The sequence below is a fragment of the Mesorhizobium sp. M0761 genome, assembly GCF_040320205.1.
Classification (GTDB): Bacteria; Pseudomonadota; Alphaproteobacteria; order Rhizobiales; family Rhizobiaceae; genus Mesorhizobium.
The window spans coordinates 184,462-199,176 of record NZ_JAMYPF010000010.1 but is presented as its reverse complement, the minus strand read 5'-3'; the positions used below and the strand labels follow the sequence as shown (position 1 = coordinate 199,176).

The following is a 14,715-nucleotide window of genomic DNA, read 5'->3' as shown; positions in this document are numbered from 1 at the left end:
GTGACCGGGAAAAGCAACCAGCCAACAGGGACATCCCGATGAGCCGAAAGAGACCGACCGTCGCCGATCTGCGCGCCATGAAGGGCAAGCGCCAGCTGACCATGCTGCGCGTTCTGACCATGGACGAGGCCGAGGCTGCCGAGCGGGCAGGGGTCGATATCGTCTCGGTGCCGCCCGAGCTGGTGCTCAACCCTGAGTATCGCGATGCGGCGCCTAGCCTGTTCACCATGCCGGGCGAGAACTTCTATGAAATAGGCACGGCGGACGATTTCCTGCGCTGGGCGTTCCGGCTCTACAAGGCCGGAGCCGACGCCGTTTATTGCAGCGCCGGTTTCGCCACCGTGAAGCGGCTCGCCGACGACGCGATCCCCGTGATCGGCCATGTCGGCCTCATTCCGTCCCGCGCCACCTGGACCGGCGGCTTCAAGGCCGTCGGCAAGACCGCCGACACCGCCATGCAGATTTTTGAGGCGGTCAAGCAGTATGAGGCCGTTGGAGCGCTTGGCGCCGAGATCGAAGTGGTGCCGGTCGAGGTGGCGAAGGCGATCTCAGAACGGACCTCGCTGATCATGCTGTCGATGGGTGCCGGCACCGGCTGCGACGCGCAGTATCTGTTCGCCGACGATATTCTTGGCCAGAACCGGGGCCACATGCCGCGCCATTCCAAGGTCTACCGCAACTTCGCCGCCGAGTACGATCGCCTGCAGGCCGAACGCGTCGCGGCGTTTTCCGAGTACGTTGCCGACGTCGATAGCGGCGCCTATCCGGAAGACAGGCATGTCGTGCGCATGGATCCGGCCGAGCTCAGCCTGTTCATGAAACGGGTGGACGCAAAGGGCTGACTACTCGGCCTCCTTGCCGATCATCGCTGCACCTTGCCATGTTCCGTCGGCGAGCATGGCATGGAGTACCTCGGCATCCGTTCCCAGCGGCCGGTCCTCCCTCAGCATCGCCACATGCGCGCGCACCGCAGCATGGATCGCTGCGGTGCCGGGCGCCAGCTTGAGGCTATCGCGCAGATCGACGGCTTGCGCGGCGGCCATCAGTTCGAAGGCGATCAGCCGGCGCCATAGCGCGATCATTTCGGCGCATTTCGACACTGCCAGAGGGGTCTGCGTCGCATGGTCCTCGACGCCTTCGGACACGGGAAGGAAATCCAGCATCACCGGATTGGCCTTGTGGCGGATGCCGGCCAGGATTGCCGTTGCCGTCTTTTGCAGCGGCACGAAACCGGCCGAGGCGCCGCCGACCGGCGACAAATATTTCGGCAGGCCGTTGCGGCCGGAGCCGGCGAGCTGGATCAAGCGGGCAACGCTTGCCGCGGCACATTGCGCGATCCCCAGGCCGAGCGTCTCGAAGGCAAGTGCCAGCGATGCGGTGTGGAAATTGCCGGTCGACAGAACCAGCCCGTCATCGCCCACCACCAGCGGATTGTCGGCGGCGGCATTGAGTTCGATCTCCAGCGCCAGCCGCGCCTGGTCGATCGCCTGGATCAGCGCGCCATGGATCGACGGCATGCAGCGGATCGACAACGGGTCCTGCAAGGTGGTCGGCGCCGGCTCTTCGTCGCGGGCAAGCAGGTCGCGCAGGCCCCTGGCCGCCAGCTGCTGGCAGGCTGCCGGCCGCGCCAGATGCAGGCGCGGATCGAGGATGGTGCGGTTGGCGCCAAACCCTTCCATGGTCAGCGCTCCCGCCTGCTGCTGTTGCACAAAGGCAGCCAGCGCGTCGGCCAGCGCCAGCGCACCGCTGCCGGTTGAAACCGCCGAGGCGTTGATCAGCGACAGGCCGTCTTTCGGCGCCAGGCTGATCGGAGCCAACCGCGCCATCATCAACGCCTTGGCCGCCGGCATGCGCCGACCCTGATAGTCAGCTTCGCCGTCGCCGGTTAGCAGACGGGCGAGCGCCGTCATCAGCACGAGATCGCCGGCGCCGATCGAGCCCAGCTGCGGCACTACCGGATGCACGCCGGCATTGAGCGCATCGACAAGGGCGGTGAAAGCCGCCGGCGAAATGCCGGAACCGCCAACAGAGAACATCGCGGCACGGGCAAACATGGTCGCCCGCACCGCTTCTTGCGGCAGCGGCTCGCCGACAGCGCCGCTTCGCCCTTCCAGCAACTGGCGCTGGAAGGCGCTGGCATCGCCCTCGACCGACGTGCCGAGATTGGCGCCCAGCCCGGTGTTGAGGCCGTAAATCTGCTGGCCGGACGCGGCGACCTGGTCGAGCACTTTTCGCGCTTTGTCGAGCCTCTCGATGACAGCAGGCTCAACCTCCACCTTGCGGCCGGCGCGGGCGACCGCCGCGACATCCTCGACGCTGACGCCGGCGCCGGTGAGGACGAGCGCGCTCATGCGAAGCGCAGCCTCTGGCCGATGCCTTTATCAGCAGCCTTGGCCAGCATCGCCTTGCCCAGCGCAATGTCGGACAGCGACAGGCCGCGATGCCAGAACAGGATCGTCTCGTCGTCGCTCTGGCGTCCCGGCTTGAGACCGGCAGCGATCTGGCCGAGCTCGGCGTGCAGCGTCGCTTCGCTCAGCCGCCCGGTCTCGACATGGGCGCGCAGCGAGCCGAACTTGCCGCCTTTGCATTGGCCCCAGTCGTCGACGACCATTTTCTGCATGATGTCGGTCAATGACAGCTCCACCGCGCTCATCATACCATAGGGCACGACCAGCGCACCGGGCTTGATCCATTCGGTCTTGAGCAGCGGCTGCGGCTCCGGCAGCCGCGAGGCCTCGACGACGATGTCGGCGCCCTTGACGCAGCTCTCCCAGTCGGCGACCGCCGTGACGGTCTTGCCGAGATCGGCGGAGAGTTTGGCGGCGAAGCCGTCGCGGCTTTTCGGGCGGCGCGAATGAACGCGGATCTCGTCGAAGTCGAAGAGATGGTCGAGCAGGCGCACGTTCCAGTAGGCGGTGCCGCGCGCGCCGATATGGGCCAGCACCTTGGAATTCTTGCGCGCCAGATGCTTGGCGCCAATCGCGGTGACAGCGCCGGTGCGCATGTCGGTGATGACGGTGGCATCGAGAATGGCGCGCGGCGTGCCGGTGCGCGGATCGAACAGGTTTAGAATGCCAAATTCTGAAGGGAGCCCGTGCAGATAATTGTCGACATAGTCGCCGACGATTTTCACGCCCGCCGTATCGAGCGGCGCAACGTAGCCGCGCAGAACGTTGAAATGGCCATGGAAGGAAGGGTCGGGTTCAAGATGGACGCGCGGCTCGATCACCGTCTGGCCATTGCCTTGCGCGATAAGCCCGGCTTCGACAGCGGCAATGATTTCGCCGTCGGTCATCTCCAGGGCTTCAATATCGAGGCCATTGAGGTAGTCGATATAGATAGGCTTCATGCAATGTCCTTGGCCGCCCGCCCATCCATAACAGGCTGCGAGCCGACACGGAAGTTTGTTGGATAAGCTCTGGACGGGGCCAGCCATATGCTGTTCAACGCGGTTCGCCATGACTGCCGTTCCCGACACCGAGGCCTCCGCCGCAACCGCCAGCAATGCGCGGCGCGTGGCGTTGATCGTTGCCATCGCCTTTTTCATGCAGCTGCTGGATTCGACGATCATCTCGACCTCGCTGCCGCAGATGGGACAATCCTTCGGCGTGACGGCGGTGGCGATGAGCATCGGCATCACCGCCTACATGCTGACCATGGCGGTGTTCGTGCCGCTGTCGGGCTGGCTTGCCGACCGCTTCGGCGCGCGCAACATCTTCCTGCTGGCGATTGTGCTGTTCACGCTGGCCTCGCTCGCTTGCGGCTTCTCGCAAAATCTGACCCAGTTTGTCGCCGCCCGTGTCGTGCAAGGCCTTGGCAGCGCGCTAATGACGCCGGTCGGGCGAATTCTGGTGCTGCGCAATGCGTCGAAGTCGGAGCTGCTCAACGCCACGGCGCTGATCACCTGGCCGGCGTTGTTTGCGCCCGTGGTCGGGCCGGTGCTTGGCGGCTTCATCACAACCTATCTCTCCTGGCACTGGAATTTCTTCATCAACATCCCGCTTGGGCTGGTCGGGCTGGCGCTGGTCGCGCGCTTCATTCCGGGCGACCGCGCGGCCGATCCCAAGCCGCTGGATTGGCCGGGGCTTTTCCTCACGTCGCTGGGGCTCGCGCTGCTGCTCTACGGCCTTGAGCGCATCGCACATCCGGAAGACGGCGCTTTGCCCGCCGTGCTGCTGATTGCCGCCGGCATCGTCATCGGCTGGCTGGCGGTGCGGCATCTCCGGCGCGCGCCGCATCCGCTGCTCGATCTCAGCGCGTTCAGGGTGCAGACCTTCGCCATCTCGACGCTTGCCGCCGGCACCATTTTTCGCGTGGCGATCAACGCCACGCCGTTCCTTTTGCCGCTGCTGTTTCAGGTCGGCTTTGGCCTTTCGCCGGTCGATGCCGGCTTGATGATCCTGGCCTATTTCCTCGGCAATCTCGGCATGAAGACGGTGACGACGCCGACGCTGCGGCGCTTTGGTTTTCGCACGGTCATGGTCGTCAACGGCCTGATCGCCTCGGCCTCGATCATGGCCTGCGCGGCGATCTCGCCCGAAACGCCGCAGGCGCTGGTAGTGATGCTGATGCTGATCGCCGGCCTGACGCGCTCGATGCAGTTCACGGCGCTGAATACTCTGGCCTTCGCCGACATCGATGCCGCGCAGCGCAGCTCGGCGGCGACTTTGTCGTCCATGCTGCAGCAGATATCGATGCTGTTCGGCGTGGCGGTGGCGGCTGCCATTCTCAACCTGTCGCAGATCGTCAGGGACCGGCCGGCGCTCGACCTCGTCGATTTTCGCATCGCCTTCCTGATCATCGGCGCCATCGGGCTGGTGGCGGCGTTGCGGTTCCTCGTGCTGCCGCCCGGTGCAGGCGCCGAAGTTTCAGGCCACACGTCCAGGACCTGAATTCGCGATTTTCGCCGCTCAGGCGGCAATTAATTCCGCCTTGTGCTTTCGCCTCAGAACGGCACCTTCGCGCATACGCGCAATGGCGCAACCAAATGCCAAAAGCGCAGCCTTTTCCTAGCATTGCGCCAGTTCTAGCAATCGGTGCGTCCACTGGAAGATTATCACTGCCAACGGGTGTTCCGAGCGCGGATTCATTTGACGAAGCGGCGCCGAGCCGATTAGCTTTCTTCGGAAGGGGTGGCAGAGCTGCCATCGGGGCGAATGCAGACATGAACACGATTGGCTGGCCAAATGTCAGGAGCCTGAATCAGGAAGGCATTGTCTTTGCCATCGCCGTGGTGCTGTTCGTCGCCGCTGCCATTGGGCTGCCTGGTTTCATCGCTGCCAACAATCTCGTTGCCATCGTCCGCTCGGTGTCGGTGCTAGGCATTTTGGCGCTCGGCATGGCGGTCGTCATAATCGGCAGGGGCATCGACCTGTCGGCGGTGGCGATCATGGCGATGTCGGTCGCCTGGTATCTGCAATTGCTCAACGCCGGAACGCCTGATGGGCTCGCCTTCGCCTATGTGCTGGCAGGCGTGCTCGCCATCGGCCTGCTCAACGGTTTTCTCGTCGCCTATGCCGACGTGCCGGCGATCTTCGTGACGCTGGCGACCGGCTCCTTCGTCTTCGGCTATGTCCGCTCGCAACTGATCACACAGGATGCGGTGCCGGTGCCTCAGGGCCATTGGGTGGAGTTGCTCGGCGGCCTGCGTTTCCTCGACATTCCGATCGAAGTGTTCGTCTTCGCCGGGCTCGCCTTCCTGTTCTTCCTGTTCCTGCGCTACACCAAATGGGGCCGCTACATCTATTTCGCCGGCGACAATCCGGTCGCCGCGCGCAACATCGGCATTCCGGTGCGGCCAATGCTGGTGCTGCGTTATGTGGTTTCGGCCTTCGTCGCGCTGATCGCCGGCCTGCTGACGGCGTCGAGCCTGCACTCGATCAACACCCGCGTCGTCAACTCGACGCTGCTCTATGACATCGTGCTGGTGGCGGTGATCGGCGGCATCGGCCTTTCCGGCGGGCGGGGCGGGGTGCGCAATGTGCTGGTGGGCGCTGCACTTATCGGCATCCTGTCGAACGCGATGACCATCATCGACATTCCGCTGCTCTATCAAAACCTGATCAAGGCGGCGATCCTGCTCGGAGCCATCATCGTCGACGGCATCATCAATCCGCGTGACGAACAGACCGCGCAGCAGGGCGACATCTAAGGGGTACCCGACCGGGTCATGCCGACCGGCCGGCAATAAGTGAAAAACAGAGGATGTGACATGAAACTGATCAGAACACTGATGGCCGCCGCCACGGCGCTGGCCGCTACCGCCTTCGTCGCGCCGACCTTCGCCGCCGACGATCCGGGCCCGGCCGCATACGCGCAGGCGCTCAAGGGCAAGCGCGTCATGCTGGTGCCGCTGGCGATGGGCTTCGACCTTGCGCAGGGCTGGTCGCACTATCTGAAGACGGAAGTCGAAGCCTGGGGCGGCACCTTCGAAACACGCGATCCGAACTGGGTCGTCGATGCCGGTGCACAGGCGATCACCGACGCGATCTCGTCCGACACAAGGCCGGACGTGTTGATCATCCATGCGCCGGACCTCAACTCCTATTCCAAGCTGATGAAGAAGGCGCAGGCCGCCGGCACCTACGTCATACTGGTCGACAATCCCGCCAACTTCCCGGCCGACGCCTTTGTCGGCAGTGACTGGGACCGGCTCGGCCAACTCGAGGCCGAAGCGGCGATCAAGGGCTGCGGCGAGAATTCGTCGAAGAAGATCGGCCTTGTGCAGGGTGATCAGGCCAACTCGTCCAGTCTCTACCAGTATGCCGGCATCATGAAGGTGCTGGAGAAGCACCCCGACTTCAAAGTCGTGGCCAAGCCCGACTCCAACTGGGATCCGACGACGTCGCGCAACGTGACGACGACAATGCTGCAGCAGAACCCGGACATCTGCTCTATCATCGACTTCTGGGATGGCGACGCCACCGGCGCATCCGCCGCCATCCGCGACGCCAAGCTCGACGGCAAGGTGTTTTTGGTCACCACCGGCGGCGGCGAAAAGGCGGCCGATTGCGACAAGCTGCAGGACGGCACCTATGGCGCCGTTGTCATGACAGACCTTGCCCGCCAGTCCGGCGACATGAACGCTATCATCAAGTTCCTGCTGCAGAGCGGCCAGCCGGCCGGCACGTCGCACACCTACATCTACACGCTGGAGAAGGCTACGACCAAAGCCGACCTCAAGCCCGACAGCTGCTGGGACCTGAAGGCGCTGCAGGCCGAAGCGGCGGCGAAGTAAGCCGCGCTTTTCGACTGAAATAAACGAGGTGACTGGACAATCCGGTCACCTCGTTCCCTCATGGAATAGCAGCCGCCGATGTCCTTTCGCGAACGCCTCCAGTCCTGGCGCTACAATCTCGTGCCCGACCATCTGGTCGGCGAGATCCTGACAAAACGCTGGACCGACAACGCCATTCCGTTCCTGGCGCTGGTGGCGACGCTCAGCGTGTTCGGCTCGATCATTCCCGGCTTCTTCAAGCTGACTTCGCTGCAGGAATCGACCCGCCAGCTCGGCGAGTTCTCGATGGTGGTCACCGGCATGACGGTGGTGATGCTGGGCGGCGGCATCGACCTGTCCGTCGGCTCGATCTTCGCGCTGTCCTGTTTCTCCGCCGTCTATGTCTTCTTCATTCTCGAACAGTCTATCTGGCTGGCGCTGGCGGCATCGCTCGCCACCGGCCTGATCTTCGGCGCCGTCAACGGCTACCTCGTCGGCTACCTCAGGCTGCGCGCCTTCCTCACCACCCTGGTGACGTTCATCTTCGGCCGGGCGCTGTTCGATATTCTCGTCACCACCTATGCCGCCGACGTGCAGCTTTCCCAGGCGACATCGGATGTGCTCGACTTCATCGGCGACAGCACCTTCTGGGGGCTTTCGGTCTCGGTGTGGCTGGCGATCATTCTTGCCATCGTCACCCATATCGCGCTGACGCGCTCACGGCCGGGCTGGCATGTGCTGGCGGTCGGCGGCTCCAGGCGCTCGGCGCACAATGCCGGCATTCGCGTGCGCCGCACCGTGTTCATGACCTATGTCTTTTCCGGCTTCTGCGCCTCGATCGGCGGCTTCCTGATCGCTTGCCGCCTGAGTGGGGCAGGGCCGGGCACCGGCCTCAACCTGGAGATCATGGCTCTGACGGCGGCGGTGGTCGGCGGCGTCAGCCTGGGTGGTGGCCGCGGCTCGGTCATCAAGGGGCTGATGGGCGCCATCATCGTGCTGACCATGACCAACGGGCTGATCCGGCTGGGCTATGGCACCGGCACCAACCAGATGGTGCTGGGCATCATGCTGGCGGTGGCGGTTACCATCGACATCCGTTGGCTGAAGAACCGCCACAAGGTGCTCAACGAGGTCTATGTCGCGCCGGTCTATCTCAAGATGGGCGAGACACAGTCTGCCGTGCCGGGATCAGGTACGCCCTACGCGCTCGACAACCGTCTGTCGGCCGCGGACCATATCGGGCTGGGCGAGTTGGAGGGGCCGGAAGACGTCATCCTTGACCGCGACGATCACCTCTATTGCGGCACGCGCCATGGCGAGATCGTCCGCTTCTTCGCGCCGGACTATATCAAATCGGAGGTGTTTGCCCATATCGGCGGCTTTCCGCTGGGCCTGACCTTCGACAAATCGGGCAATCTGATCAGCTGCGTCGGCGCCATGGGGCTCTATTCCGTCTCGCCGGATCGGGAAGTGAAGCGCCTGTCGGCGGAGACATCGCGCTCCTGGACATCGATCGTCGACGATGCGCGGCTGCGCGACCCGAACGACTGCGACATCGCGCCGGACGGTCGGATCTATTTTACCGACTCCACCAAGCGCTATGACGCCCACGATTGGGCGCTAGACTCGATCGAGAACCGCGCCACCGGCCGGCTGCTGGTCTATGACCCGAAGGACGGTTCGACGAAGACACTGCTCGACGGCTACCGCTACACCAACGGTGTGTGCATGGCGCACGACGGCAAGTCGCTGTTCTTCGCTGAGAGCTGGGCCTGCCGCGTGCATCGCTACTGGCTGGAAGGGCCGAAGGCGGGCGCCGCCGAATGCGTCATCCGCGACATGCCGGGCTATCCCGACAACATCAACCGCGCCTCCGACGGCAATTACTGGATGGCATGGCTCGGCATGCGCACGCCGAGCTTCGACCTGTCGCTGCGCCATCCCGATATGCGCAAGCGCATGACGCGCCGGCTGCCGCAGGACGAGTGGCTGTTCCCCAACATCAACACCGGCGGCGTGGTGAAATTCAACGACAAGGGCGGCATTATCGAGGCGATGGGCGACCTCACCGGCGGCGCGCATCCGATGGTCACCTCGATGCGCGAGCACAAGGGTTTCCTGTTCGTCGGCGGCATCCTTAACAACCGCATCGGCCGCTACAAGATTGCGGGCGCCGACCCGAACTGGACCAGTTCCGCTTCTTATTGGGGAGCGAAGCCATGATCCTCGATCCTGTGCTCGACCTGTTTCGTGGCAAGGCGGTGACCATCCCACCGCTCGACGGTGCCTTCCGGCCCAACACGCGGCTGGACGAGGCGCCAGTGTTCGCCGATTTGACGGAGCCCGACAATCTTCTGGTTGCCGATGGCCGGCTGCTCGTTTCCAGCGGCAATGCGGTATATTCGCTTGCCGCAGGGGTGGAGCCGAAGGTTGTCGGGACCTTTCTTTCCCCCATCACGGCGCTGGCTCTATCACTGTCGGGCGAACTGACGGTGGGGTTGGAAAGCGGCAAGCTGCTGGTTGCCGGCAAGGAGGTTTCGCTGCCGGCCGGCGTCAGCTGCATCACCGCGCTTGCCTATGCAGACGACGGCACGTTGTGGCTGGCCAATGGCTCGGCTGAGCACACGCCGTCGCAATGGGCCGCCGACCTGATGAAGAAGGGCGCGTCCGGTTCGCTTTGGAGGCGGGACGCGGCCGCCGCCGAGTTCCGCAAAGTGGCCGGCGATATCGCCTTTCCCTATGGGCTGCATCCCATTGGGCGGGATGTGCTGGTCAGCGAAAGCTGGCGCCATCAGCTCGTTCGCTTCGATGGTGCGACCGGTCGCCGCTCGACCGTGCTGACGCATCTGCCCGGCTATCCCGCGCGCCTCGCGCCGGCCGGCGATGGCGGCGCGTGGCTGGCTCTGTTCGCGCCACGCAACCGGCTGATCGAATTCGTTCTCCAGGAAACCCACTATCGGCGCGATATGCTAGACCAGGTGGCGCCGGCCTACTGGATCGCGCCGGCTTTGGCCTCCAATCGCAGCTTCCTCGAACCGCTGCAATGCGGCGGCATCCGCACCATGGGCATCCACAAGCCCTGGTCGCCGAGCCGCTCCTATGGGCTGGTGGTCAGGCTCGATCAAAACATGCAGCCGCAATTCAGCCTGCACAGCCGCGCCGACGGCACGCGCCATGGCATCTGCAGCGTGGCGGAAACGGACGGCCGCCTGTTCATCGCCTCCAGGGGCGGCGATTGCGTGCTGGCCATCGACGCAGGAGGTCTCTGATGGAACCGATCGTGCGCCTGGAAAACGTCACCAAAAACTATCGCGGCGTGCCCGCGGTCAGACAAGTCAGCTTCGAACTGCGCAAGGGCGAAATCCACGCGCTGCTCGGCGAGAATGGCGCCGGAAAATCGACGCTGACCAAGATCATTGCCGGCGTCGTCGACGCCACTTCCGGCAAGATGTTCCACAAGGGCGTCGAGATCGCCTATGCCTCGCCGCATGCGGCGCTTGAGGCGGGCATCGCCATGGTGTTCCAGGAGACCAGCCTTGTGCCGTCGATGACGGTGGCGCAGAACCTCTATCTCGGCACCGAAAAGTTTCTCAACCGGCTGCGCGGCACCTACATTTCGGCGCAGCAATTCCTGCAATCGCTGAATTTTCCCGTCGATCCGAACGCCATGGTGGCGACGCTGGGCGCGGCCAAGCGTCAGATGGTCGAAATCGCGCGCGCCGTTCACCACAATGCCGAGATCATCATCTTCGACGAGCCGACAGCGACGCTGACACCGGAGGAGAAGCGCCACTTCTTCGCGCTGATCCGGCGGCTGAAGGCGAACGCCGTCTCGATCGTCTTCATCAGCCATGCATTGGAAGAGGCGCTGATGATCGCCGACCGCATCACAATCCTGCGCGATGGCGAACTGGTGATCACCGACGACACATCGGCCTTCGACCGCGACAAGATCGTCGCCGCCATGGTCGGGCGTACGTTGTCGGGACAGATCTACCGCCAGCGCGACGAGGCCAGGCTGCGCAAGGCCGGCAAGAAGGTGCTGTCGGTGCAGGACATTTCGATGAGCAATGTCGTGCGCAACACCTCCTTCTCGATCTTCGAGGGACAGATCACCGGCGTGTTCGGGCTGATCGGCTCCGGCCGCACCGAGACCTTCAAGATCGTCTCCGGCATCTACAAGCGCGATTTTTTGCGCGGTGGCGCGATTGAACTCAACGACAGGCCGGTGCGCTATCTCGTGCCCAGTGAGGCGGTCGCCGACGGCATCGTCTATGTTACCGAGGACCGCAAGAGCGAGGGCATTTTCGAGACGATGGGCATCGCCGAGAACCTGTTCGGCGGGCTGCTGGCAGCGGGCCGCGAAAAGGCCTGGGTGATCAACCAGCAGGAGATGCGCACGCTTTCCGCTGAATGGACGAAGACGCTGAACATCAAGGCGATCAACGACAATGCCCGCGTGGTCGAGCTTTCCGGCGGCAACCAGCAAAAGGTGGTGATCGGCAAGGGGCTGGTGCAGCAGCCGCGTATCGTGATCTTCGACGAGCCGACGCGCGGCGTCGATGTCGGCGCCATCGCCGAGATCCACCAGATCATCAACCGGCTGGCCGATGAGGGGCTGGCCGTGGTGGTGATCTCGTCCTACCTGCCGGAAATCATGAACCTGTCGGATCGGATTCTGGTGTGCCGACAGGGGCGCATCGTCGAGGAGTTCTCGCCGGCGGAGGCGACGGAGGAGAAGATCATGTATGCGGCAGTTCATTAGGTTGCCGGTCGGTGTTTGACGGTGCGCATAGGTCACCAATTGGCGAAGCATCTCAGCTTCGTCATCCTTGGGTCTCCGCGACGGCGCTTCGCGCCTGCTTCGCCCGTGAATGACGAAGCTGAGATGCTTCGGCCAATCGCCATGGTTCTGTCAGCATCAAAAACTGAATCGGAATAGCCGGTTAGCCGCCCTTGCTCGAAACCTGATTCAACTACCTGATCCACCGATTCAACGAAAGGAAATGCCATGGCCGCCACAAAACTCCTCAGCGATGCCGAGGTCGAAAAAATCCCGGTAGCGAAGGCTGTGTTCGACGACATCCGCGCGACGCGCAAATCGGACTTCGTCAATAATTTCTGGCGTGGGCTCGCCAACGATCCGGCCTTGCTGAAACGGACATGGGAACAGGTGAAGGTGGTGATGGCCACGGAGAGCGCGATCGACCCGCTGACCAAGGAGATGATCTACATTGCTGTCTCCACCGCCAATGGCTGCTCCTACTGCGTCCACTCGCATACGGCAGCTGCCCGCGCCAAAGGCATGACCGATGCGCAGCATGGCGAGCTGGTGTCGATCATCGGGCTGGCCGGGCAGACCAACCATCTGGTGACTGCGATGCAGATTCCGGTCGATCCGCAGTTCGACTTAAAGTAGGCAGTCGCGCGCCTTGCCTCCTCCCCCTGCGGGGGAAGTGACGGCGCCCGCTCTACACCGGTCGGTACACTTTCTCCGCCGTGTTCCAGAAGATGTCCGCCTCGGCGGCCGCGCCATGCTTGCCCACCGCGGCGCGGTGCGCCTTGATCAGTTCGGCGTGGCTGGTCCAGAGTTTTTCGATCGGGAAGTTGGAGCCGAACATCAGGTGGTCAGCGCCCAGAATGTCCATTGCATTGTCGACGATGTAGGCAATCAACGCCGGATCGTTGCGGTGGACGAAGGTGCCGAGGCCCGACAGCTTGGCGTAGAAGTTCGGCGCTGTTGATAGAGTACGCAGGCCGGCTTTCCAGGCCTCGATCGTCTCAGCCTCCATGCCGGTCAGCATGCCGGCATGGGTGAGGATGAAGTTGGTCTGCGGGTTCTCGCCGACCAGCGTCAGCCCGTCCTTCATCTGGGCGGGGAAAAGCTGCAGGTCGAAGGACAGGCCATAGTCTTTAAGCCGCGCGACATTGGCCCGCACCTTGGGGTCGATGACCTGATCGGCCGAGGCAGCGAAGCGGAAGGCCGGCGTCTCGTGCCAGTGTAACTGCATGCGCACGCCGCGCAGCAGAGGGTACTTTTTCAATCGATCGATCTGGGGCCGGACATCGTCGACAGTCATATCGGTATAGCCGACGATAGCGTGCGGCCAGCCGGTCTCGTCGGCAGTCTTCTGCAGTAAGGCGACTTCTTTTTCGAAATCCTCCTTGGCCCAGTTGGTCTGGACATAGACGGCCTTCTCGACACCTGCGCCTTGCTGATCGGCGAGAAATTCCTCGATCGGATAGTCGCGGCGGATCGGCTCGTAGGGGCCGAAAATGCGCGGCACCATCGGCCCGACCAGCCAGGGCTGATCCTGCTGGCGCCAGATGTGGAAATGCGCGTCGATGGCTTTCTGCATCACGATACCCTTTTCCAGATTGCCGACGCCGCCGGGGCAGGGCGGGCGAGCGACAGGATGAAATCGGTGAGACTCCCGAGCGACGAGCCGTCGATGAGATCGTCGAGATCGGGCAAGATGGCGCGCAACGCCGCCGTTGCCGGCTGGAAGCGCGGATCGCCGGCCAAAGGTGTCGCCAGCGAAAGCCGGAAGGCGCGCGCGCTCAGTCGGCGTATCGCCGTTTCGAGATCGGCATGGTCGCCGCGCTCCAGCGCGTCCGACAGGATGATCACAGCGGCACCGCGCGCGAAGGCTGAGAAGCGCGGCACCGAGAGGAAGGCGAGCAGGGTCGGTCCCATGCGCGTGCCGCCGTCCCAGTCGTCTACGAGTGCCGCCGCTCGGGCGAGAGCCTGGTCGCGATCGCGGATACGCAGTGCGGACGTGATGCGGGTGAGCCGCGTGCCGAAGGTGAAGATTTCGGCACGGTCAGCACCTTGTACGGCGGCGTGCGCCAGTTTGAGATAATCCGACGTGTACAGCTTCATCGAGCCGGAAACATCGATCAGGATCAGCAGCTTGCGCGAAACGGTCTGGCGGCGGCGGAGCTGCGGCGAGGGGATATCGCCATCGGCGCTGACGATTTCCCTGAGCGAGCGGCGCAGGTCGAGCTTGCCGCGCGAATGGGTGCGCACGGTGCGGAAGGAGCGGCGCGCGGGCAGGGCTGAAGCGAGCTTGCGGCGGAAGGGCCCAAGGCCATCGTCGTCGCGGAGGAAATCGCGGCTGCTGAGCTGTTCGATTGCCGACGACAGCTCGCCGCCTTTCTCCTGGCGCGTGGTCTGTTTCTCCTCCTGGCGCGTGCCGCCATCGTCCTTGATGCGGGTTTCCTCGTCGTCTTCGCCTTCGACGGAGGGTTGGCCATCGCCATGGAAGTGATTGCGAAAATGCGCCTCGAATTCGCCGCGGCGATCGGGCGGGGGGGCAAGCGTTGCGAGCGCCGCCTCGCGGATGTCGGCCATCGAGCGGGGGCCGAGCAGGGTGACCGCCTGCATGAAGCTGGAGACCTGCTCGGGGGCGACGGCAAAGGCGTGGCGGCGCAGCAGCCGGGCGAAGTGGAGGAAGGGCGCGGAGGCGAGAGGAAGGGTTCCCTGACGCATCATTCCT

At 63.9% G+C, this 14,715-nt stretch carries 12 protein-coding genes; 8 read left to right on the top strand and 4 right to left on the bottom strand.

Annotated features, from left to right (window positions below; translation table 11 throughout):
• Window positions 1–38 precede the first annotated feature (38 nt).
• The gene (locus NKI32_RS18515) at window positions 39–842 is read left to right on the top strand and encodes a 3-methyl-2-oxobutanoate hydroxymethyltransferase (RefSeq protein WP_023725437.1); all 804 of its coding nucleotides are present in this window, start codon (window positions 39–41) and stop codon (window positions 840–842) included.
• Here NKI32_RS18515 and NKI32_RS18510 read toward each other — a convergent pair whose 3' ends face one another.
• Window positions 843–2,351: an HAL/PAL/TAL family ammonia-lyase gene (locus NKI32_RS18510; RefSeq protein WP_353003126.1), complete on the bottom strand. Its 1,509-nt coding sequence runs from the start codon at window positions 2,349–2,351 to the stop codon at window positions 843–845.
• On the bottom strand, window positions 2,348–3,349 hold the full coding sequence (locus NKI32_RS18505; RefSeq protein WP_353003125.1) for an ornithine cyclodeaminase family protein: 1,002 nt from the start codon (window positions 3,347–3,349) through the stop codon (window positions 2,348–2,350). Before NKI32_RS18505 ends, NKI32_RS18510 begins: the two co-directional genes overlap by 4 nt.
• Before the next feature lie 109 nt (window positions 3,350–3,458).
• Here NKI32_RS18505 and NKI32_RS18500 point away from each other — a divergent pair, with 109 nt between their 5' ends.
• The 7 genes from NKI32_RS18500 to NKI32_RS18470 all read left to right on the top strand — a co-directional run bounded on the left by NKI32_RS18500 (window position 3,459) and on the right by NKI32_RS18470 (window position 12,635).
• Entirely contained in the window at window positions 3,459–4,892 is a 1,434-nt protein-coding gene (locus NKI32_RS18500; protein ID WP_353003124.1) for a DHA2 family efflux MFS transporter permease subunit, read from the top strand.
• 272 nt (window positions 4,893–5,164) lie between these two features.
• Complete coding sequence (locus NKI32_RS18495) at window positions 5,165–6,151, top strand: ABC transporter permease (protein WP_023668176.1); 987 nt, start codon at window positions 5,165–5,167, stop codon at window positions 6,149–6,151.
• 60 nt (window positions 6,152–6,211) lie between these two features.
• Entirely contained in the window at window positions 6,212–7,237 is a 1,026-nt protein-coding gene (locus tag NKI32_RS18490; protein WP_023668177.1) for a sugar ABC transporter substrate-binding protein, read from the top strand.
• A gap of 78 nt (window positions 7,238–7,315) precedes the next feature.
• The gene (locus NKI32_RS18485) at window positions 7,316–9,439 is read left to right on the top strand and encodes an ABC transporter permease (protein WP_352512567.1); all 2,124 of its coding nucleotides are present in this window, start codon (window positions 7,316–7,318) and stop codon (window positions 9,437–9,439) included.
• Entirely contained in the window at window positions 9,436–10,485 is a 1,050-nt protein-coding gene (locus tag NKI32_RS18480; RefSeq protein WP_352512568.1) for an NHL repeat-containing protein, read from the top strand. Before NKI32_RS18485 ends, NKI32_RS18480 begins: the two co-directional genes overlap by 4 nt.
• Window positions 10,485–11,981, top strand: a complete 1,497-nt coding sequence (locus tag NKI32_RS18475) for a sugar ABC transporter ATP-binding protein (RefSeq protein ID WP_353003123.1) — start codon at window positions 10,485–10,487, stop codon at window positions 11,979–11,981. The genes NKI32_RS18480 and NKI32_RS18475 overlap by 1 nt, the downstream gene beginning before the upstream one ends.
• Before the next feature lie 246 nt (window positions 11,982–12,227).
• A complete protein-coding gene (locus NKI32_RS18470; RefSeq protein ID WP_352497890.1) occupies window positions 12,228–12,635 on the top strand; it encodes a carboxymuconolactone decarboxylase family protein in 408 nt (135 codons plus the stop codon).
• 52 nt (window positions 12,636–12,687) lie between these two features.
• On the opposite strand, the gene NKI32_RS18465 is transcribed toward NKI32_RS18470, so the two are convergent.
• Together NKI32_RS18465 and NKI32_RS18460 are read right to left on the bottom strand one after the other, a co-directional pair.
• Window positions 12,688–13,575 (bottom strand): amidohydrolase family protein, encoded by an 888-nt coding sequence (locus NKI32_RS18465; protein WP_352512572.1) that lies wholly within the window; start codon window positions 13,573–13,575, stop codon window positions 12,688–12,690.
• The gene (locus NKI32_RS18460) at window positions 13,575–14,711 is read right to left on the bottom strand and encodes a vWA domain-containing protein (protein ID WP_352512570.1); all 1,137 of its coding nucleotides are present in this window, start codon (window positions 14,709–14,711) and stop codon (window positions 13,575–13,577) included. The genes NKI32_RS18465 and NKI32_RS18460 overlap by 1 nt, the downstream gene beginning before the upstream one ends.
• Window positions 14,712–14,715 lie beyond the last annotated feature (4 nt).

Coding starts and splice junctions, on each gene's coding strand:
- NKI32_RS18515 (WP_023725437.1), top strand. CDS start 39: ATGAGCCGAAAGAGACCGACCGTCGCCGATCTGCGCGCCATGAAGGGC.
- NKI32_RS18510 (WP_353003126.1), bottom strand. CDS start 2,351: ATGAGCGCGCTCGTCCTCACCGGCGCCGGCGTCAGCGTCGAGGATGTC.
- NKI32_RS18505 (WP_353003125.1), bottom strand. CDS start 3,349: ATGAAGCCTATCTATATCGACTACCTCAATGGCCTCGATATTGAAGCC.
- NKI32_RS18500 (WP_353003124.1), top strand. CDS start 3,459: ATGACTGCCGTTCCCGACACCGAGGCCTCCGCCGCAACCGCCAGCAAT.
- NKI32_RS18495 (WP_023668176.1), top strand. CDS start 5,165: ATGAACACGATTGGCTGGCCAAATGTCAGGAGCCTGAATCAGGAAGGC.
- NKI32_RS18490 (WP_023668177.1), top strand. CDS start 6,212: ATGAAACTGATCAGAACACTGATGGCCGCCGCCACGGCGCTGGCCGCT.
- NKI32_RS18485 (WP_352512567.1), top strand. CDS start 7,316: ATGTCCTTTCGCGAACGCCTCCAGTCCTGGCGCTACAATCTCGTGCCC.
- NKI32_RS18480 (WP_352512568.1), top strand. CDS start 9,436: ATGATCCTCGATCCTGTGCTCGACCTGTTTCGTGGCAAGGCGGTGACC.
- NKI32_RS18475 (WP_353003123.1), top strand. CDS start 10,485: ATGGAACCGATCGTGCGCCTGGAAAACGTCACCAAAAACTATCGCGGC.
- NKI32_RS18470 (WP_352497890.1), top strand. CDS start 12,228: ATGGCCGCCACAAAACTCCTCAGCGATGCCGAGGTCGAAAAAATCCCG.
- NKI32_RS18465 (WP_352512572.1), bottom strand. CDS start 13,575: ATGCAGAAAGCCATCGACGCGCATTTCCACATCTGGCGCCAGCAGGAT.
- NKI32_RS18460 (WP_352512570.1), bottom strand. CDS start 14,711: ATGATGCGTCAGGGAACCCTTCCTCTCGCCTCCGCGCCCTTCCTCCAC.